This window comes from Pedobacter sp. CFBP9032, assembly GCF_034045265.1.
GTDB lineage: Bacteria > Bacteroidota > Bacteroidia > Sphingobacteriales > Sphingobacteriaceae > Pedobacter.
In genome coordinates this window covers 102,615-122,100 of sequence record NZ_JAXCWE010000001.1, presented here as the reverse complement: position 1 = coordinate 122,100, position 19,486 = coordinate 102,615, and the positions used below count along the sequence as shown (strand labels likewise).

At 37.1% G+C, this 19,486-nt stretch carries 16 protein-coding genes; 5 read left to right on the top strand and 11 right to left on the bottom strand.

The window, feature by feature from the left end; translation table 11 throughout:
• Nucleotides 1-574: 574 nt before the first annotated feature.
• Together SOM16_RS00500 and SOM16_RS00495 are read right to left on the bottom strand one after the other, a co-directional pair.
• Nucleotides 575-2,854, bottom strand: coding sequence for an aconitate hydratase (locus SOM16_RS00500; RefSeq protein ID WP_320462048.1), 2,280 nt, complete (start codon nt 2,852-2,854; stop codon nt 575-577).
• A gap of 288 nt (nt 2,855-3,142) precedes the next feature.
• Nucleotides 3,143-3,799: a polysaccharide deacetylase family protein gene (locus SOM16_RS00495; RefSeq protein ID WP_320462047.1), complete on the bottom strand. Its 657-nt coding sequence runs from the start codon at nt 3,797-3,799 to the stop codon at nt 3,143-3,145.
• Between the two features lie 80 nt (nt 3,800-3,879).
• On the opposite strand from SOM16_RS00495, the gene SOM16_RS00490 reads away from it, so the two are divergent.
• From SOM16_RS00490 to SOM16_RS00475, 4 genes are all read left to right on the top strand, one after another.
• Nucleotides 3,880-5,229: a TolC family protein gene (locus tag SOM16_RS00490; protein WP_320462046.1), complete on the top strand. Its 1,350-nt coding sequence runs from the start codon at nt 3,880-3,882 to the stop codon at nt 5,227-5,229.
• A gap of 226 nt (nt 5,230-5,455) precedes the next feature.
• Nucleotides 5,456-6,790: an efflux RND transporter periplasmic adaptor subunit gene (locus tag SOM16_RS00485; RefSeq protein WP_320462045.1), complete on the top strand. Its 1,335-nt coding sequence runs from the start codon at nt 5,456-5,458 to the stop codon at nt 6,788-6,790.
• A 166-nt stretch (nt 6,791-6,956) separates the two neighbouring features.
• The gene (locus tag SOM16_RS00480; protein WP_320462044.1) at nt 6,957-7,955 is read left to right on the top strand and encodes an NAD(P)H-dependent glycerol-3-phosphate dehydrogenase; all 999 of its coding nucleotides are present in this window, start codon (nt 6,957-6,959) and stop codon (nt 7,953-7,955) included.
• Between the two features lie 182 nt (nt 7,956-8,137).
• Nucleotides 8,138-8,479 carry a hypothetical protein gene (locus tag SOM16_RS00475; protein WP_320462043.1) on the top strand — a complete coding sequence of 114 codons (342 nt, stop codon included), beginning with the start codon at nt 8,138-8,140 and terminating at the stop codon, nt 8,477-8,479.
• Between the two features lie 56 nt (nt 8,480-8,535).
• Here the strand turns inward: SOM16_RS00475 and SOM16_RS00470 are convergent, their stop codons facing one another.
• The 7 genes from SOM16_RS00470 to rpmB all read right to left on the bottom strand — a co-directional run bounded on the left by SOM16_RS00470 (nt 8,536) and on the right by rpmB (nt 12,773).
• Nucleotides 8,536-9,039: a hypothetical protein gene (locus SOM16_RS00470; RefSeq protein ID WP_320462042.1), complete on the bottom strand. Its 504-nt coding sequence runs from the start codon at nt 9,037-9,039 to the stop codon at nt 8,536-8,538.
• Between the two features lie 118 nt (nt 9,040-9,157).
• Nucleotides 9,158-10,489: a 30S ribosomal protein S12 methylthiotransferase RimO gene (gene rimO / locus SOM16_RS00465; RefSeq protein WP_320462041.1), complete on the bottom strand. Its 1,332-nt coding sequence runs from the start codon at nt 10,487-10,489 to the stop codon at nt 9,158-9,160.
• Nucleotides 10,490-10,572: 83 nt separating this feature from the next.
• Nucleotides 10,573-10,947, bottom strand: a complete 375-nt coding sequence (locus SOM16_RS00460) for a GxxExxY protein (RefSeq protein ID WP_320462040.1) — start codon at nt 10,945-10,947, stop codon at nt 10,573-10,575.
• 83 nt (nt 10,948-11,030) lie between these two features.
• Nucleotides 11,031-11,993, bottom strand: coding sequence for a signal recognition particle-docking protein FtsY (gene ftsY / locus SOM16_RS00455; RefSeq protein WP_320462039.1), 963 nt, complete (start codon nt 11,991-11,993; stop codon nt 11,031-11,033).
• Between the two features lie 83 nt (nt 11,994-12,076).
• Entirely contained in the window at nt 12,077-12,232 is a 156-nt protein-coding gene (locus SOM16_RS00450) for a DUF4295 domain-containing protein (protein WP_231464195.1), read from the bottom strand.
• A gap of 81 nt (nt 12,233-12,313) precedes the next feature.
• Nucleotides 12,314-12,496 carry a 50S ribosomal protein L33 gene (rpmG, locus tag SOM16_RS00445; RefSeq protein WP_010599807.1) on the bottom strand — a complete coding sequence of 61 codons (183 nt, stop codon included), beginning with the start codon at nt 12,494-12,496 and terminating at the stop codon, nt 12,314-12,316.
• A 43-nt stretch (nt 12,497-12,539) separates the two neighbouring features.
• Nucleotides 12,540-12,773, bottom strand: coding sequence for a 50S ribosomal protein L28 (rpmB, locus tag SOM16_RS00440; RefSeq protein ID WP_025145121.1), 234 nt, complete (start codon nt 12,771-12,773; stop codon nt 12,540-12,542).
• A 213-nt stretch (nt 12,774-12,986) separates the two neighbouring features.
• Between rpmB and acs the strand changes: the two genes are divergently transcribed.
• Nucleotides 12,987-14,885, top strand: a complete 1,899-nt coding sequence (gene acs, locus SOM16_RS00435) for an acetate--CoA ligase (protein WP_320462038.1) — start codon at nt 12,987-12,989, stop codon at nt 14,883-14,885.
• Nucleotides 14,886-14,954: 69 nt separating this feature from the next.
• Here acs and SOM16_RS00430 read toward each other — a convergent pair whose 3' ends face one another.
• Both SOM16_RS00430 and SOM16_RS00425 read right to left on the bottom strand, forming a co-directional pair.
• Nucleotides 14,955-16,322 (bottom strand): RagB/SusD family nutrient uptake outer membrane protein, encoded by a 1,368-nt coding sequence (locus SOM16_RS00430; protein WP_320462037.1) that lies wholly within the window; start codon nt 16,320-16,322, stop codon nt 14,955-14,957.
• Nucleotides 16,323-16,336: 14 nt separating this feature from the next.
• Nucleotides 16,337-19,348, bottom strand: a complete 3,012-nt coding sequence (locus SOM16_RS00425; RefSeq protein ID WP_320462036.1) for a TonB-dependent receptor — start codon at nt 19,346-19,348, stop codon at nt 16,337-16,339.
• Nucleotides 19,349-19,486 lie beyond the last annotated feature (138 nt).

Below are 19,486 nucleotides of genomic sequence, written 5' to 3'. Positions count from 1 at the left end.
CTTTGATTAGGATTAAAAATCCGCAGTTAAAAGATCCGGAAAAAATTTCCTGACTAGCTAATAAATAAAACGTGTCTAAAGATGAAGATTGGTTTATAGGGATTTTAAAACCTTGATGATGTTCCTTACTGTTTAGAATTCATCATCCAGGTTTACTTTGATGAGGATTACAAATCCTCAGTTAATGGGTCAGGAAAAAATTTCCTAACCAATGAGTGAACAAAACTTGTCTGAAAATGAAGCGTGCAGATCCTCAGTTAATGCATTTGGAAAAAATTTCCCAACCAACCAATAAACAAAACTTATCTGAAGATGAACAACTCAGATTTAAAAGGATTGAATAAGTGGAGTTATCTCTTATTCAATTTAAGCTGCTCACTTTTAATAGTATAGAGATAGGTTAAGTTAGCAACTTTTAAGAAAGTACATAAGCTGGATTTGTATTGTTATCGCCACCTTCTTAAATAAAAAATCCCGTTTCGATTTTACTTAAAACGGGATTTTTTTTATGTGATAAGAAACTATGAATAATCAACTTACAGTCTTTATTCCTTGCTCCTTTATCCTTACTCTTCTAAAGCGCCGCTTTCGCTGCAGCTTCAGCTCTGATAATGTTTAACGCACCACCAGCTTTAAACCAGTCGATTTGTTGTGCATTATAACTGTGGTTAACCAGGAACTGCTCTTCAGAACCATCTGCATGGTGCAATACCAATGTTAATGGTTTATCAGGAGCAAACTCTGTTAAGCCTAAGATGTCGATTTTATCATCCTCAAGAATTTTATCATAATCATCTTTATCGGCAAAGGTTAAGCCAAGCATACCTTGTTTCTTCAGGTTAGTTTCATGAATACGGGCAAAAGATTTTACCAATACTGCACGAACGCCCAAATGACGAGGCTCCATAGCGGCATGTTCACGTGATGAACCTTCACCATAGTTTTCATCACCTACTACGATTGAGCCGATATTCGCTGCTTTGTAATCACGTTGTGTTGCCGGAACAGGACCATATTCGCCTGTTAAGCTATTTTTAACATTATCTGTTTTATCGTTGAAGTAATTTACTGCACCAATTAACATGTTGTTAGAAATATTATCTAAGTGACCACGGAATTTTAACCATGGACCAGCCATAGAAATATGATCCGTTGTACATTTTCCTTTAGCTTTAATTAAAAGATTTAAGCCTTTTAAGTCTGTACCTTCCCAAGGAGTAAATGGATCTAATAATTGCAAACGATGAGAAGTTTCAGAAACTAAAACCTCTACTGATGAACCATCGGCCGCTGGTGCTTGAAAACCTGCATCTTCTACCGCGAAACCTCTTGTAGGTAATTCATCGCCAGTAGGTGGATCCAATTTAATCTGCTCACCTTTATCGTTTGTTAACGTATCTGTTAACGGGTTGAAACCTAAATCTCCTGCTATTGCGATGGCAGCAACCATTTCTGGTGAGGCTACGAAAGCGAAAGTGTTTGGGTTGCCATCCGCACGTTTAGCAAAGTTTCTGTTAAACGAGTGTACGATTGTATTTTTTTCTGCTTTTTCTGAACCCGTTCTGTCCCACATACCGATACACGGTCCGCAGGCGTTGGTAAAGATTGTTGCATTTAAATCTTCGAAAGTTTTCAAGAAACCATCACGATCTGCTGTATAACGTACTTGCTCAGATCCCGGATTGATACCGAAATCAGCTTTAGTTACTAATCCTTTTGCAATCGCCTGGTTAGCGATAGATGCTGCTCTTGATAAATCTTCGTAAGAAGAGTTGGTACAAGAACCGATCAATCCCCATTCTACTTTTAACGGCCAGCCATTTTTTTCTGCTTCCACTTTCATTTGAGAAACCGGAGTAGCTAAATCTGGCGTAAACGGACCATTTAAATAAGGTTCTAAAGTATCTAAGTCGATCTCAATAACCTGATCGAAATATTTTTCAGGATCAGTGTAAACTTCTTCGTCGCCAGTTAAATATGTTGCAATTTTGTTTGCTTCATCAGCAACTTCATTACGATCAGTCGCACGTAAATAACGCTCCATACTTTCATCATAACCGAATGTAGATGTAGTTGCACCAATTTCGGCACCCATATTACAAATGGTACCTTTACCTGTACAGCTTAAGTTAATAGCACCATCGCCAAAATATTCTACAATTGCACCCGTACCACCTTTTACAGTTAAAATACCAGCAACTTTTAAAATAATATCTTTAGCGGCAGTCCAGCCGTTTAATTTACCTGTTAATTTTACACCAATTAATTTAGGGAATTTAAGCTCCCAAGGTAAGCCAGCCATTACATCACAAGCATCTGCACCACCAACACCAATGGCAACCATACCCAAACCACCTGCGTTTACAGTATGTGAATCGGTTCCAATCATCATTCCACCTGGGAAAGCATAATTTTCTAAAACTACCTGGTGGATAATACCTGCTCCTGGTTTCCAGAAACCGATACCATATTTATTTGATACAGATGATAAGAAGTCAAAAACTTCAGCACTTTCTGTTCTGGCATGAGGTAAATCTATTGAAGCACCTTCTTTAGCGGTTATTAAGTGATCGCAATGAACGGTAGAAGGAACAGCCACTTGTGGGCGACCAGCTTGCATAAATTGCAAAAGCGCCATTTGAGCAGTTGCATCTTGCATGGCAACGCGGTCTGGAGCGAAATCTACGTAGTCAGTTCCGCGAGAGAATGCTTTTTTAGGATCGCCATCCCAAAGGTGAGCATATAATATTTTTTCTGATAATGTTAAAGGTCTGCCAACAATCTTACGCGCCGCATCTACACGAGGGCCGAAGTTCGCATAAACCTTTTTAATCATGTCTATATCAAAAGCCATCGATTTTTATTGGTTAAAAGGTAATACTTCTATTCTAATAGCTGCGAATTTACAAAAAAAAAGCGCCTCTTGCGGTCATCCTTAGATCATTGTATTATTTGGAAATATTCTAAATAAAATGTGAAATTTCTGATTTGATTTTGAAAAATCAAAAATGAAGCAAAATAATGTCCGTTACCGAACGATATTGTTCAATTTCGAACACGATATTTAGGCAAACGCCTTATAAAACTACATCCTGATTGCGTAATGGCATTGTCGCTATAATGGCACAAGAATCGCTCACCGCTACAATGTTGAAAAAGTGAAACCTTTATTTTTGAAATATTTTAATACCCGGGGCAACGCATACGCCAAACGATCAAATGCTTTCAAACTATCATGAAACACGATAATAGAACCATTTTCGGTATGTCTTATTACGTTTTGATAACATTTTTCAGGAGAGAGATTGATGTCGAAATCACCGCTTAGTACATCCCACATGATGATGTTTAGTCTTGAGTATTGAATCTTAAGTCTTGAGTCTGACTGTGGACTGAGGACTAAGGACTGAAGACTCCTAATCTGACTTTTCTTGATCCTGCCGTAAGGTGGCCTGAAAAGATTAGACTTAGTAAGCGCCTGGCACTTTAATATATTTTCGATATAGGTTTCATCATCGGTTTTCCAGCCTTTTAAATGATTAAAAGTATGGTTTCCGATCGCATGTCCGTCGTTTATGACATTCGCGTAAACGTCGGGATGCTTAACAATATTATCACCGATGCAGAAAAAAGTAGCTTTTGCGTTAAAGGCTTTTAAAGTTTTTAAAACAAAATCTGTAACATTGGGTATAGGTCCATCGTCAAAGGTCAAATAAATAACTTTTTCGGTGCGGGATTTATTCCAAAGCAATGATGGATAATACCATTTTAGCAGAAGCGGTGATTTGATCAGGTACATTTAACTTCAAAGTTAGTAAATGCCTGAACAGATTGAAATTATTAAAGTCGTTTATATAGATTTGAAACCAAATTATGAAGATGTTTACCACAAATAAATTAATCACCGGATCTGCTTTATTGTTAGCCTTAAGTTTAGGTCAGCGCGCTTCCGCTCAGGAAGTTATTTCTATTGAGCAAGCTGTTGAAAATACTTTAAAAAATAACCTGAATATAAAACAGGCGGCTTTTAGTGCTGCTATTAGTGAAGAAGATTTAAGGCAATCTAAAAACGCATTGCTACCTACGTTAAACGGAAGTATTAATCAATCTATGCAGTGGGGGCGGAGTCAACAATTATCTGGTTTATTTGAAAACACTCAAAATTATAATTTAAATCCGACCATTAACGCCAACATCGCTGTTTTTGGAGGAGGTACAAGGATTAATCAAATCCGACAAAATAAGTTCTTGTTAGATGCTGGCAAAACCAATATCGAAAAAGTGAAAAATGACTTGATTCTTCAGGTTGTAACGGCTTATCTTCAGGTATTAAATAATCAGGATCAGGTAAAAGCAACACAACAGCAACTAGAGGTAGCAAACTCCACGTTAAAGCGTGAACAAGCTTTGTTAGATGTTGGTAATAAGACGTTAGCAGATATTTCCCAAGCAAAATCTCAGGCTGCAACTGCAGAATTAAATCTTACAGATGCACAAAATCAGTTAACAATATCATATTTAACCCTAGGTCAATTGATGGAAGTTCAACCTCCAATGACGTTTAAAGTACAGCCTCCCTTGGTAAACGAAATTGAAAACGTTAAAACAACTTATGTACCTAACGATATTTATAAACAAGCAATGGAGACCTTTCCAGATATCAGACTTGCTTTTAATTATTCTAAAGCTGCAGAAAAAGCAGTTGATGTTGCTAAAGGCAGCTTCTTTCCCCAAATCACATTTGGAGGTGGCTTAGGTTCAGCTTATTACTATCAATTTAACGCCAGTCAGTTTCGCCAAAATGGTGGTTTTGCTAGCCAATTGTCAGATAACTTTGGTAAATTCTTGAGTATGGGTATTTCGATTCCAATCTTAAACGGATTTCAAACTCGTTCTAACGTAAGAAGAGCAAAAATTACGCTATTGCAAAGAAGGAATGATGAAACGTTAGCTAAGAATAACTTGATTAAGGTCATCAATCAGGCCGTTGCTGACTTAAATGCTGCAAAAAGTAGATTTTCATCAACACAAAATGCGTTCGAAGCACAGAAAGATGCATTTTATGTAATTGAGCAGCGCTATAATGTAGGCTTAGTAAATTCATTAGATTTTAGTACCGCGCAAACGAATAGGAATAGGGCTGAAATAGACTTTATTTTGGCAAAATATGATCTAATTTTCAGGGCAAAAGTGATCGATTATTACCTAGGGAAACAGATTACGTTTTAGATAAGATTTGAGGGTCAAAGAACGAAGAACAAAGATTAAGGAATAAAGAGCAAGGATTAAGGAACAAAGATTAAGGATCAAAGAGCAAAGAATAAGGAGCAAAGAGCAAATTTGAGAACAAACTCAATGTAATCCTCCGGAAGAGAATCAGAGATTAATATTCTTACAGCATTGTAGCCTTACAACATTACAACTTTAATAAACAAACGAAACACATTTAACAATTATGAAACTGAAGCACATATTAATTACCATCGGTGTTATCATAGCCATTTTAATCGTATTAAAGCTTGCCGGAGTAATCGGAGGCGAGAAGATTGAAAAAGTAACTACAGAAAAGGCGTCAGCAAAAACGGTTGTTGAAACGGTTACAGCAAGTGGCAAGATACAACCGGAGACTGAAGTAAAATTAAGTTCAGAAGTTTCGGGAGAGGTGGTGCAATTGACAGTTAAAGAAGGAGATATTGTAAAGGCTGGTCAATTGCTTTGTAAGGTTCGGCCGGATATTTTACAATCAGGATACGAACGAACTGTAGCAACCTTCAATGCACAAAAAGCAAGTGTTGCCGCGGCACAACAACAGCTGATTCAAAACCAGGCTAACTTTGTGAATGCAGAAGCCACTTATAAACGTAATGTAGAACTTTTTCAGAAAAAGGTAATTTCTGCTTCAGAATTTGACTCTGCGAAAGCCGCATATTTAACGGCCAAAGCCACTTTAGCCAGTGCAAAAGAAAGTGTAACCGGTGCTAAATTTACATTGGAACAAACGGGCGCAAATGTGAAAGAAGCTGGTGCTAACCTCGCCAGAACAACTATTTATGCTCCAGCTGATGGTGTGGTTTCCAAACTCTCAATTGAATTGGGCGATCGTATCCTGGGTACTTCACAAATGGCAGGAACCGAGATTATGAGGATTTCAAATTTATCTTCTATGGAAGTTAATGTTGATGTGAATGAGAACGACATTACCCGTGTTAAAGTAGGTGATAATGCTTCCATTGAAGTAGATGCATTTTCAGATAAAAAATTTAGAGGGGTGGTAACCGAGATTGCCAGTTCATCAACAGCAGTTGGAACGACTACCTCTACCTCGGTAGATCAGGTAACCAATTTCTCTGTAAAAATTAGAATAACAGAGGTAATGGAAGGTAAACAACAGTCGATCTTCCGTCCGGGCATGTCTGCTACGGTAGATATTGAAAGTGCTTCCCTTAATGGTTTAGCGATTCCGATTCAGGCGGTATTTACCGATAGCGGGAAAGGTGGTGATCAAAATCAAGGTAACCAGGAGAATGCCGATAAGCAAAAATCCAAATTGAGTGATAAAAAAGTTAAGCAATTTGTATATGGTTACGATGCTAAAACTAAAAAAGTTAAAAAGGTTGAGGTAAGCACCGGAATTCAAAATGATCAGTTTATTATTGTTAAATCAGGGCTAAAATCTGGTCAGGAGATTGTTACTGGGCCATATTCTGCTATCCAGAATAAACTAAAGGATGGAATGATTGTAGAGAAAACGGCTAAAGACCAATTGTTTAGCAAAGACGGTAAAAAGTAGTTTATAATTAATCGCAAGAAATAGTAACTTGCGTTTTTAAAGGTGTAAACAGAGCGGTTTAGGTGTAAGGTTTAGGGTTTAGACACAAAGTTTAAACCCTAAAGCTTACACCTTTTACCTTATGTTTTTTATAAACACTTTTTACCTTAAACCTTTTTTTAAAAACATGGTACCTAAAATAGCGATGATAGGGGGCGGTAGTTGGGCTACGGCTATTGTAAAAATGCTATCTGACAATACTTCAGAGAAGGAAATATATTGGTGGATGCGGAATGAAGTTGCGATAGAACATATCAATAAATTCAAACACAATCCTCATTATCTAAGTTCGGTAGAAATTAAATTGCCCGAAAAGAACATTTCGTCTGATATTGGCTGCATTATTAAATCAGCTGATTTTGTTATTCTAAATGTTCCTGCTGCTTTTTTAAAGGAGAGTTTGAATGGGATAACAGCTGAAGATTTAAAAGGTAAGAAAATTGTTTCTGCCATTAAAGGAATTGTACCAGAAGATAACTTAATTATCGGTGAGTTTTTGCATGAGATTTACCAGGTTCCTTATGATGATATCTTAGTGGTAAGTGGTCCGTGTCATGCAGAAGAGGTTGCTTTTGAAAAACTTTCTTACCTAACTATTGCCTGTACAGACATTCAGGTAGCTTCTACATTTGCTGCTTTCTTGAATAACAGATATATAAAAACCAATGTATCTGACGATATATTTGGAACAGAATACGCTGCAGTATTAAAAAATATTTATGCTGTTGCTAGCGGCATTTGCCATGGTATTGGTTATGGAGATAATTTTCAGGCAGTTTTGATTAGCAACGCCATTCGTGAAATTAAACGTTTTGTTGATGCTGTACATCCTATTAATCGTGATATTAAAGAATCTGCCTATCTAGGCGATCTCCTGGTAACAGCTTATTCTCAATTTAGCCGTAACCGTACTTTTGGAAACATGGTAGGGAAGGGCTATACCGTCAAATCAGCCCAATTGGAAATGAACATGATTGCTGAAGGTTATTATGCGGTAAAGTGTATGCATATCAAAAATCAAGCTTATGAAGTAGATATGCCTATCAGCAAGGCCGTGCATAATATTCTATATGGAAACCGTTCTCCACGGATCGAGATGAAGTTGCTGGCTGAGAAATTAAATTAATTTACTAAAAAGCAAATTCGGTACTCAATTTAATTTTGGGCGAATTATTAACTGCTAAAATGATTTAATAGGAGCGTGGATAACAATTTCGAATTGTTAAAATTAATTTAACAGTTTGTGATGCTGGGAATTAAAACAAATCAATGCGTTGGCTGTTATCAACTGAAATAAATATAAAGGCCATGAAAAAGAAATTTTCAATCGGATTATTAGCGCTTGCATTAGTTGGTGGATTAACCTTCAGTGCTGGTGCACAAGAGAAAAAAACAGAAGTAGGGAAAGCATTAGATCATACGGGTAAAGCAATTGGCAAGGGAGCGAAATCAGTAGGTAATAAAACTGCTGAAATTGCAGTAAAGGGTGGTTCTAAAGTTGCAGATAAAACCTGGAAAGGTAAAATGGCACCAGATGGCTCTGATGTTTACATCAATGCAAAAAATGAAAAATATTATGTGAATGCAAAAGGAGCAAAGATTTGGTTAAAACCTAGCCAGATTAAAACCAGACCAGCAGGTAAAAAATAGTCTGCTGGTGCATTTTGTAAAGAAAGCAGCTCATTTTAATGAGCTGCTTTTTTCGTTTATAATTTTAAGGAAAATATACTTTGGATATAAAAATCGGCATTGGATGTAGAAGTTTCGCGAGGCACTTCAACTTGATCGATCAAAAGCTGATCCGTTTTATTTCCATTCATCTTTAATTGAAGTTCCAACGGCTGACGGTCGCCTAGCTTAAGAAAAAATTTATTGTTGATATTTTTAGCGAGCAAGGTAATTCTGCTTGAAAACAGCTGGTTAAATGCATATGTCATTTGCCCGTAGGAGTAAGATTGCCGGATTTGAAACTCAATCGGCTGGGAAGCTCCCTGTGTATCTTTATAATAAAGCTGTATCTGATCTTTACTGAAGGCTCCTGAATTTGCCACATTTAGTAAGTCTAAGTTATTGGTTCCTTTTATAGATAAACTCAGATAAGATTCTATAGCTGGAGAGCAAGCACAGGCTCCACCGCCTGGATCAAGATTTTTTTTACAGCCAATGCCTACGATAAGCATAATAGCGAGAACGATAAATATTTTTTTCATGATTAGTTTTTTTCTTTAAACGACTGCAATCTTGATATCGCTACAGAACAAAAATAATAGTGCATAAAAAAATCCCGATAGGCGGTGGCTTATCAGGATTAATTTAAAGGTAATTATCTTAAACGATTGTGCCGTACAAATCGAAATCTTCTGCTCTGTCTATTTTAACCTGAACAAAACTTCCGTTAGCGGCATAACCTGTTGCGGCATCTATTAAAACTTCGTTATCCACTTCGGGTGAGTCGAATTCTGTTCTTCCTACAAAGAAATCGCCTTCTTTTTTGTCTACCAAGACCTTAAATGTTTGACCTACTTTTTCCTGGTTGATATCAAAAGAAATGCCTTGTTGAATTTCCATAATGTCATCAACACGTTGTTGTTTTACTTCATCAGAAACATCGTCGATTAAAGAATGGGCATGTGTTTTCTCCTCATGAGAGTAAGTGAAGCACCCTAAACGATCAAATTTAGTATCAGCCACCCAGGCAGCCATTTCTTCAAAATCTTGTTGTGTTTCGCCCGGATAACCACAAATTAAGGTGGTACGCATGGCAATATTCGGAACTTTGTCTCTGATCTGATTAACCAGATCTATTGTTTTTTGCTTGGTGGTACCACGACGCATTGATTTCAACATATTATCAGTAATGTGTTGCAATGGCATGTCCAGGTATTTACAGATATTATCACGTTCATTCATGGCATCCAGAATTTCCATAGGGAAACCACTTGGGTAAGCATACTGTAAACGAATCCACTCAATGCCCGGTACATCAGAAAGGCGACGCATCAATTCATCCAGTTTACGTACTCCATAAAGATCAAGTCCGTAATAGGTAAGATCCTGTGCAATTAAGATCAGTTCTTTTGTGCCATTTTTAGCCAGAATTTTAGCTTCATTCACCAATTCTTCCATTGGCTTACTTAGGTGCTTTCCACGCATCAGCGGGATGGCACAAAAGGAGCATGGGCGATTACAACCTTCTGCTATTTTGAAATAGGCAAAGTGCGATGGCGTAGTGAGTAAACGTTCACCAATCAGTTCGTGTTTGTAGTTTGCACCTAATTCGTGCAGAATATTTTGTAAATCATTTGTGCCAAAGAACGCGTCAACGTTGGTAATCTCTGATTCCAGCTCTGGTTTGTAACGTTCAGACAAACATCCGGTTACCACAACTTTCCCGATTTTACCTGCTTCTTTTAGTTCGCTGAATTGCAGAATGGTATCGATTGATTCTTGTTTAGCATTATCGATAAAACCGCAGGTATTGATTACCACGATATCATCTTTCCCCATCTTATCAGATTCGTGTACCACATTCAAATTGTTTCCACGCAGCTGACCCATCAACACCTCCGAATCGTAGATATTCTTTGAGCAACCTAAAGTTATTACATTGATTTTAGGTCGTTTTATTGCTGTTTTACTTTTTATTGTCTTGGTAATCATATTTGTAATAATTGCGCTTCTCCTGCGGTTTGATTACACAGATTTGGCGATGTCACAGATTATAATGTGAATATTTTAAAGGGTCAAACGGATATTCTCTTTACTTCACAACTGGTGTTGCCAAAGTTAATTAATAATCCTGTCCTAATTTTGCTGGCTTTCAAATAAGAGATAACCTGATGCTGGAATAACTTTGGCTGATACCCGGTTACAGACTTAAGCTCTACAATTACTTTTTGTTCTATTACTAGATCACACCTGAATTTGCCAATAATTTGTTCTTCAAATGTTACTGCGAACTCCTTCTCCGTCTCAAAATTTAATCCTGCCTTGCGAAGTTTTATTTTAAGTGCATTAACGTATATTTTTTCTAAAAAGCCTGGTCCTAGCTGAGTATGAATTTCATAGCAGCAACCAATAATAATTCTGGTAAGTTCATGATTTTCATATTCTTCCATTGTTGAAGTTACTTATAATCTGTGTAATTCAGCAATCTGTGAAATCATCCACGAAGTGAAAGATCAATAATCAACCGCTTGCGTTATTTAAACAAACTATTCACAAACTCCCTTTTATCGAAGAGCTGTAAATCTCCTATTTTCTCTCCTACACCAATATATTTCACCGGAATTTTAAACTGATCTGAAATCCCGATGACTACCCCACCTTTGGCAGTTCCATCAAGTTTGGTAATCGCTAATGCATTTACATCAGTTGCTTCTGTAAACTGTTTGCATTGTTCAAAAGCATTCTGACCAGTGGAAGCATCCAGAACCAATAAAATTTCATGCGGTGCATTGGGAATAACCTTCTGCATCACTTGTTTAATTTTGCCAAGCTCATTCATCAGGCCAACTTTGTTGTGCAAACGACCAGCAGTATCAATGATCACTACATCTTCGCCGTTAGCTACAGCAGATTGTAAGGTGTCGAACGCAACAGACGCCGGATCTGAACCCATTGCCTGTGCCACTACTCTCACGCCAACGCGTTCACCCCAAAGTTTAATCTGATCTACTGCAGCAGCCCTAAAGGTATCTGCAGCACCTAATACTACTTTAAGTCCTGATTCTTTTAGCTTATGCGCTAACTTACCAATGGTAGTCGTTTTGCCAACCCCATTAACGCCAACTACCATAATTACATAGGGTTTATGGTCGCCATATTCGAACTGGCGAAAATCATTACTATTGTTTTCTGCCAATAAAAGCTGAATCTCATCTCTCAGAATATAATTCAGTTCAGACGTATTGAGATACTTATCTTTTGATACGCGTTCTTCAATGCGTTTAATTATTTTTAGTGTGGTGCTTACACCAACATCAGAAGTAACCAAAACTTCTTCAAGATTATCGAGCACTTCATCATCCACAGAAGATTTTCCTGCTACAGCCTTGGTAATTTTGTTAAAGAAACCGTCTTTAGTTTTCTCTAAACCTTTATCCAATGCCTCCTGAGCTTCAGGTGCAGTTTCTTTCTTTTTGAAAAAATCGAATAAACCCATATCTAAATTTTATATAACAAAAAAAGCCCTTCCGGTTAAAACGGAACGGCCTTTAATATTTTCAATATTAAAAAATATTAATCTTATTTAGATGCAATAGCATCTTTTACGTGTTCGTTGTGAACGATAAGTTCTTTGAATGAATAAGCACCAGTTTTTGGTGATTTTACCATTGTAATTACTTTCGAATATTCTTTACCTGTACCTGTTTTAAGGGTTGCAACTACTTTCTTTGCCATGTTCTTATGTTTTTAATGATTGAGTTAGAGAATGTTGGAAGGATTGAATTAATTCAACCATTCGGTCAATCTATCATTCAACTATTTAATCTCTTTATGTACGGTTACTTTTCTCAACACAGGATTGAATTTTTTCAATTCTAAACGCTCTGTTGTGTTTTTACGGTTCTTGGTAGAAATATATCTAGACATACCTGGCATGCCACTTTCTTTATGTTCAGTACATTCTAAAATAACCTGAACTCTGTTACCTTTTTTTGCCATTATAATATAAATTTAAACTGTTAATCTCAACAGTTAATGTTTTTTACAAAAATCCTTTTTTAACGAAACGGTTGATGGCTTCGCTGATACCCACTTTATTAATGGTTTTAATCGCTGAAGTAGAAACTTTCAACGTAATCCAACGGTTTTCTTCAGGAATATAAAATTTCTGAAGTTGAAGGTTCGGGTAAAATTTGCGTTTGGTTTTAACGTTTGAGTGAGAAACGTTGTTACCTACCATTGCTTTTTTTCCTGTTAAATCACAAACTCTTGACATGACTTGTAAATATAGTTGTTAATATCGTCCGCTTAATTTTTTTAAGAGTGTGCAAATATCTGAATAATAAATGAAAAGCGCAAGAGTGGCGCTAAATATTTTCATATATTTTTTAAAAATGTGAAGGGATTGATTTTAATATGGTTTGAATATTTCTCCTTATTATTATTTAATTAAATTAGCCGATACTAATCCAAAACATATAATCGAGCAATGCAAATTACATCTTTTAAGCAATACGAAGAAGATTTTAAGAAAAGCGTAGAAAATCCTGAACAATTCTGGGGTGAAGTAGCGCAGAATTTTCAGTGGCGAAAACCCTGGTTTAAATTATTATCATGGGATTTCAAAACGCCTGATATCAAGTGGTTTGAAGGCGCAAAGCTTAACATTACTGAAAATTGTCTTGATCGTCATTTAGAAAAAAGCGGTGATAAACCAGCCATTATCTGGGAGCCAAATAACCCTGAAGAAGAAAGCGTAACCCTGACTTATAAAATGTTACACGAACGTGTTTGCCGTTTCGCCAATGTATTAAAACGCAATGGTGCGAAAAAAGGCGATCGTATTTGTATTTATATGCCCATGGTTCCGGAGCTTGCCATCGCGGTATTGGCCTGTGCAAGAATAGGCGCAGTGCATTCTGTTATTTTTGGTGGTTTCTCTGCTAAATCTATTGCAGATCGGATTAATGATTCTCAATGTAAGGTGGTTATTACCGCTGATGGAGCCTACCGTGGAAGTAAGCAAATCCCTTTAAAAGATGTAATTGATGATGCCCTAATTGGTTGTCCTACTGTTGAAAAATGTATCGTATTAACGCATGTGCGTACCCCGGTTTCGATGTTGAAAGGCCGTGATGTATGGTGGGAAGATGAAGTTAAACACGTAAATGATATATGTGAGGCCGAAGAAATGGATGCCGAAGACATGCTTTTTATTCTTTATACATCCGGCTCTACCGGAAAACCAAAAGGTGTAGTGCATACCTGTGGCGGCTATATGGTTTACGCGGGCTATACCTTTGCCAATGTATTTAACTATCAACCCGGCGAAGTTTATTTTTGTACTGCGGATATAGGCTGGATTACCGGACATTCTTACATTGTTTATGGTCCGCTTTCTCAAGGTGCAACTTCTGTTTTGTTCGAGGGAATTCCAACCTATCCAACGCCATCGCGATTTTGGGATATTGTAGAAAAGCATCAAGTAAATACATTATATACGGCACCTACCGCTATTCGTTCTTTAATGAGTTATGGTGATGAGCCATTGGACGGGAAAGATTTAAGTAGCATTCGTGTTTTAGGGTCGGTAGGAGAACCTATTAATGAAGAGGCATGGCATTGGTTCGATGAGAAAATTGGTCATGGTAAAGCGCCCATTGTAGATACCTGGTGGCAAACGGAAACCGGAGGGATTATGATTTCGCCGATAGCAACGGTAACACCAACCAAACCGAGTTTTGCCACTTTGCCTTTGCCAGGCATTCAGCCGATTCTGGTAGATGAAAATGGAAAAGAAATTGTAGGCAATGATGTGATGGGTAACCTTTGTATTAAATTTCCATGGCCGGGAATGTTAAGAACAACGTATGGCGATCATGAGCGTTGCAAGCAAACTTACTTTTCCACTTATCCAGATCTGTATTTTACCGGAGACGGATGTATGCGCGATCAGGATGGTTATTATAGAATCACCGGCAGGGTAGATGACGTTTTAAATGTTTCGGGGCATCGGATTGGTACTGCTGAAGTGGAGAATGCCATTAACATGCACGCAGGTGTGGTAGAAAGCGCTGTAGTAGGTTATCCTCATGATGTAAAAGGACAAGGAATTTATGCTTTTGTAATTAATCCTGAAATGCATGGCGAGGCTGAGTTAACTAAAAAAGATATCCTGCAAACGGTTACCCGGGTAATTGGTGCCATTGCGAAGCCAGATAAGATCTTGTTCGTTTCAGGTTTACCTAAAACGCGTTCCGGTAAAATTATGCGTAGAATTTTAAGAAAAATTGCGGAAGGTGATACGGCTAATTTAGGCGATACCTCTACTTTACTTGATCCAAGTGTAGTTGAAGAGATTATCGAAGCAGCGAAGGCTTTGAAGTAATCAAAATAGTAATTAAACAAAAAATGCTCCCGAATTTTGGGAGCATTTTTTGTTTGAAGAGGCTTTTGACTAGTAGCCCGGGTTTTGAATAAGAGCCTTATTAATATTTATCTCGCGGTCTGGAATCGGAAAAACTAATTTTGGATCGTTATAAGCAAAGGTGCCTATTGAACGTTTCGTACGCTTATAATCATGAAGTCTGAATCCTTCAAAATCTAATTCTTTTTCTCGCTCGTTAAGAATAATCGCCAAAGTAGGAACGACATTTCCTAAGCCTGCTCTTGTTCTTAAGGTATTAATGTCGCTTACCGGAGAAGCACCGATGTTGCTGCCCAATCGAAAGTTGCATTCTGCACGGATAAGGTATTGTTCGGTAATTCTGCACACTGGAATGTTATCGTAAAAGCTATACCACTTTTTGGTAAACAATCCTGTTCTGGCTCCTGTGCCATTGTAAATCATATCAGTTTGTCTTCTATCACCAGTTTCAAATGAATTATAAAAAGTAGTACTTACAAGCGCATCAGCTCTTCCAACATTTCCACCTGTGCTGTTTTGATAACTTGCGTAAAAAGTGGCAAGTCCATCGTTAGAAGTTCCTGCATTACTTTGCTCATTTTGTCTAATTTCGAAAATACCTTCACTTGAGTTTTTGGTCCTAAATGGTGCTTCAAGTGAATTGGTAATTAAGCGGTAAGGACTATTCACTATAATATCATTAGCGATGTCTCTAGCTAAATTGTATTTACCTTCTTGCAAATATACCCTTGCTAAAAAAGCTTTTGCAGCATATTGGTCATCAACTGCAGCTAATTTGGTAATCGCCAGCTTCAAGTCATTCTCTACAGCGATATAGACTTCGTTTACAGTATTTCTGGCTACTGTATTCGTAATGTTATCAATGGTTTTTACTGCTGTTGTAATAATTGGAACTCCTAAATTTGAGTTTGTAGTTGATGCATCAAAGGGTAATGCATATAACCTAACCAATTCAAAATGGGTGATTCCCCTTATAAATAAAGCTTTACCTTCTATTACATCTTTAATGCCTGCATCAGTAACTACATTGAGTGAGGATAACACAATATTTGCCGTATTAATTGCATTGTAAGCAGTTACCCATGTTCTGGTTACATCAGCATTATTTGAAACTATGGCTTTACTGGAGATATTGCGATAGGTTGAAAAACTTCCTCTCCAATTAATGTAATCATCACTAGCGTAAAGATCTGGCAAAAAGACAAGATTAGTTCCATATAAATCGCCAGTTGCTAAAAGCGTGTAAGCTCCTGTTAGTGCATTTTGTACGTCTGCAGTAGTATTGAGTGCTATATTGGCGTCAATATTTTGCTTCGGATCGATTTCTAGTTGTTTTTTGCAGCTACTAATGCTCAAAACAAGTAAAAATGCAGTTATGATATTTTTATAATTTTTCATATTTAAAGTATTTATTATAACCCAATGTTTACACCGAAAGTAATTGTTCTTGCTTGTGGCGGCGTGTAAAAATCATGACCTAACTGGATATTCGCGGATTGAACTGATGCTCCCCCCGGGGTATTAACCTCTGGATCATAACCTTTATATCCAGTAATTGTGAATAAGTTAAGTGCAGATGCAAAAACACGGAGATTTTGAAGTTTGTATTTATTAGCAAAAGATTTGGGAATATTATAACCCAGCACAACACTTTTAACCCTTAAGTAAGAACCGTCTTGTATCCATCTCGAAGATGGACCTGTTCCATTACCTTCATTAAATCTAGGTTGGGGGATTGAAGTATTCGTATTTGTTGGTGTCCAGTAATTTAATTGATCGATGGTTTGGTTATCAAAATAATCTCCATTTGCCGATTGAAAAACACCTGCCATATTATAAATATCGTTACCAGAAACAAATTGCGTTTGAACATCCAAATCGAAATTCTTAAATGAAAAATGATTTCCAAAACCTCCATAAAATTTTGGGTTTGGATCGCCTAATTTTTGATTTTGGGCAACACTATAATCATTCGTTGTAGTAGTTCTTGAATCGTCAACATAGTAAATCGCATCTCCGTTTGAAGGATCTACGCCGGCATAAGCTTTGCCGTAAAAATAGCCTAATGGTTCACCAACAGCTACTCTACCCAAGAATCTTCCGCCCGTATAAATAGGTTGATCATCCACCAGTCTCAAAACTTTATTTCTATTGAAGGCAATGTTAAAGGAAGTACTCCATTTAAATTCTCCAATTAAGTTTCGGGTATTTAATGTAAACTCAAGCCCCTTGTTCTCCATGTCGCCAATATTTTGGGTAATGGTTGAAAATCCATTTGTAGCAGCAATAGGAGCATTTAATAATAAATCTGTGGTTTTCTTTTTATAGAATTCTAATGTTCCAGAAATTCTATCCGCAAGCAAACCAAAATCTAAACCAATATTATAATTCTGTGTATTTTCCCAAGTTAAATTTGGATCGCCAAGTTGCGATGGACGTGTACCACCTACACCAGCATAATTTACACCTCTATATAAATTTCTGGATGCAAAATCTCCAATTTCAGCATTACCTGTTAAACCAAAACTTCCTCTAAGTTTCAATTGACTCAACCAGGTACTTTCCTTCAAAAAGTCTTCCTGGTTTATAATCCAGCCCGCAGAAACGGCAGGGAAAGTTCCATATCTGTTGTTAACGCCAAATCTGGATGAACCATCCGTTCTAACGGAAGCGCTTAATAGATACTTGTCTTGATATTTATAGTTTACTCTAGCTAAATAGGAAACAAATGTATGTCTGGTTTCAGAAGAACTACCTGCTGAGATAACTGCCGCACTTGCAATTTTAGTGAAATTATCTGATGGGAGTGTAGTTCCTTCAACTGATGAGAATCTGAATTTCGTGTCCTGAAATGCAAAACCTGCCAATACATTAAGGCTATGCTTTTCATTAAAGGTTTTGGTATAATTAAGGGTGTTATTGGTGTTAAAATTTATTGATTTCGCCATATAATCTGAAGAATATCCACCTGTGCTTCCACCATCCTGAGTTTTAGACCCTAAAAATTGTTCTTCCTCCAAGTTGTTGAAATCAAAACCATACTCACTTCTGAAAACTAAATCTGGGGTAATTTTTAAGCTGGCAAACGCATTGGCAAAAGTCCTGTAGGTTGTTGATAGGTTTTTGCCATTTTCAATATCAATCAAACTGTTATAGTATACGGTTGAACCATTTAATTGCCCTGAATCATCACGTACTGCTTGAATAGGAGGCAACGCATTTAGCTGTAATGGGTTTGAGAAAGCATTATCTGTGGGTAGGCGATAATTATCAACTTTAGATATATTGACAGATCCACCAACTTCTAAAATTTTAGAGACCGTATGATCCAGACTTAATCTTCCGCCGGTGCGTACATAGCGGTTTCCAATGATAATTCCATTATTATTATTGTAATTTCCAGATAGCATAAACCTGGTTTTTGCATCTCCCCCGTTGATGTTCAAGTTATATTGCTGCATATGACCTTTTCTAAATGCCTGGTCTACCCAATTGGTGTTATTACTGCTGGTCCAATCGGTTGTACCAGTATAATCTTCCCACATTTCTGCTGCGTTATTATAATCTCCATTATCATAGTTATTGTATTTAAAGGAAGCATCCAACAATTGACGATATTGATCCGCATTTAAAAATTCTCCTTTACGAGTAGGGTCACTAAATCCTGCAAAATATCCGAAGTCGATATTTGTTCTGCCTTGTTTTCCTTTTTTAGTTGTGATAAGCACTACACCATTTGACGCTCTTGCACCATAAATTGCGGCTGCGGCTGCATCTTTTAGTACCTCCATAGATTCTATATCATCAGGGCTAATTGCTGCCAAAGGATTATCAGCTTCTGTATAAGTACCTAATGCTTCTGATACAATTGGAACTCCATCAATTACAAATAAAGGCTGATTACTTGCTGATATAGAAGAAATACCCCTTACACGAATTTGCAAAGCCTGACCTAACTTGCCACTGCTGGAATTAATGAAAACTCCAGTGGCTTTACCTTGAAGTGCACTTTCTATTGTTGTAACCGGCCTGTCTTTAATGTCAGCAGCTGTAATTCCAGTTTGCGAACCCAACACATCACGTCGACTCTGCGTGCCATAACCAACCACTACCACATCAGATAACGTAGTATTTTCTTCTTTAAGATCGGCATTGATAGAGGTCCCCGTAATCGGGATTTCTAAAGTGGTATAACCGATGAAGCTAAAAACAAGTGTTTTTGCATCATTTGGAACATTGAGTTTGTAATTCCCCACGGCATCACTTTGAGTGATGGTACCTGGTAATCCTTTTACAAACACGCTCACCCCCGGAATTGGACCGGAAGTGCCAGAAGTAACTTTGCCGCTAATTACTTTGCTTTGTGCGAAAGCAAACGAAATTAATCCGAAAGTTAAAACCATACTAAGTAGTAGTTTTTTCATTAATTGTTTAGTTTTAGTTGATGGAAATTAGTTCTTTTTAAGAAATGATAGTTTAATTTACTCAAAAAATATACATTAAACAGATAAAGAATAACAACTCTGTGTTATTTAACATTTATGCGCTTCCTTTTCACTTTC

Bases quoted from the DNA above. Each gene is read 5' to 3' on its own strand.
- SOM16_RS00500 (WP_320462048.1), bottom strand. From the start codon at position 2,854: ATGGCTTTTGATATAGACATGATTAAAAAGGTTTATGCGAACTTCGGC.
- SOM16_RS00495 (WP_320462047.1), bottom strand. From the start codon at position 3,799: ATGTACCTGATCAAATCACCGCTTCTGCTAAAATGGTATTATCCATCA.
- SOM16_RS00490 (WP_320462046.1), top strand. From the start codon at position 3,880: ATGTTTACCACAAATAAATTAATCACCGGATCTGCTTTATTGTTAGCC.
- SOM16_RS00485 (WP_320462045.1), top strand. From the start codon at position 5,456: ATGAAACTGAAGCACATATTAATTACCATCGGTGTTATCATAGCCATT.
- SOM16_RS00480 (WP_320462044.1), top strand. From the start codon at position 6,957: ATGGTACCTAAAATAGCGATGATAGGGGGCGGTAGTTGGGCTACGGCT.
- SOM16_RS00475 (WP_320462043.1), top strand. From the start codon at position 8,138: ATGAAAAAGAAATTTTCAATCGGATTATTAGCGCTTGCATTAGTTGGT.
- SOM16_RS00470 (WP_320462042.1), bottom strand. From the start codon at position 9,039: ATGAAAAAAATATTTATCGTTCTCGCTATTATGCTTATCGTAGGCATT.
- rimO (WP_320462041.1), bottom strand. From the start codon at position 10,489: ATGATTACCAAGACAATAAAAAGTAAAACAGCAATAAAACGACCTAAA.
- SOM16_RS00460 (WP_320462040.1), bottom strand. From the start codon at position 10,947: ATGGAAGAATATGAAAATCATGAACTTACCAGAATTATTATTGGTTGC.
- ftsY (WP_320462039.1), bottom strand. From the start codon at position 11,993: ATGGGTTTATTCGATTTTTTCAAAAAGAAAGAAACTGCACCTGAAGCT.
- SOM16_RS00450 (WP_231464195.1), bottom strand. From the start codon at position 12,232: ATGGCAAAGAAAGTAGTTGCAACCCTTAAAACAGGTACAGGTAAAGAA.
- rpmG (WP_010599807.1), bottom strand. From the start codon at position 12,496: ATGGCAAAAAAAGGTAACAGAGTTCAGGTTATTTTAGAATGTACTGAA.
- rpmB (WP_025145121.1), bottom strand. From the start codon at position 12,773: ATGTCAAGAGTTTGTGATTTAACAGGAAAAAAAGCAATGGTAGGTAAC.
- acs (WP_320462038.1), top strand. From the start codon at position 12,987: ATGCAAATTACATCTTTTAAGCAATACGAAGAAGATTTTAAGAAAAGC.
- SOM16_RS00430 (WP_320462037.1), bottom strand. From the start codon at position 16,322: ATGAAAAATTATAAAAATATCATAACTGCATTTTTACTTGTTTTGAGC.
- SOM16_RS00425 (WP_320462036.1), bottom strand. From the start codon at position 19,348: ATGAAAAAACTACTACTTAGTATGGTTTTAACTTTCGGATTAATTTCG.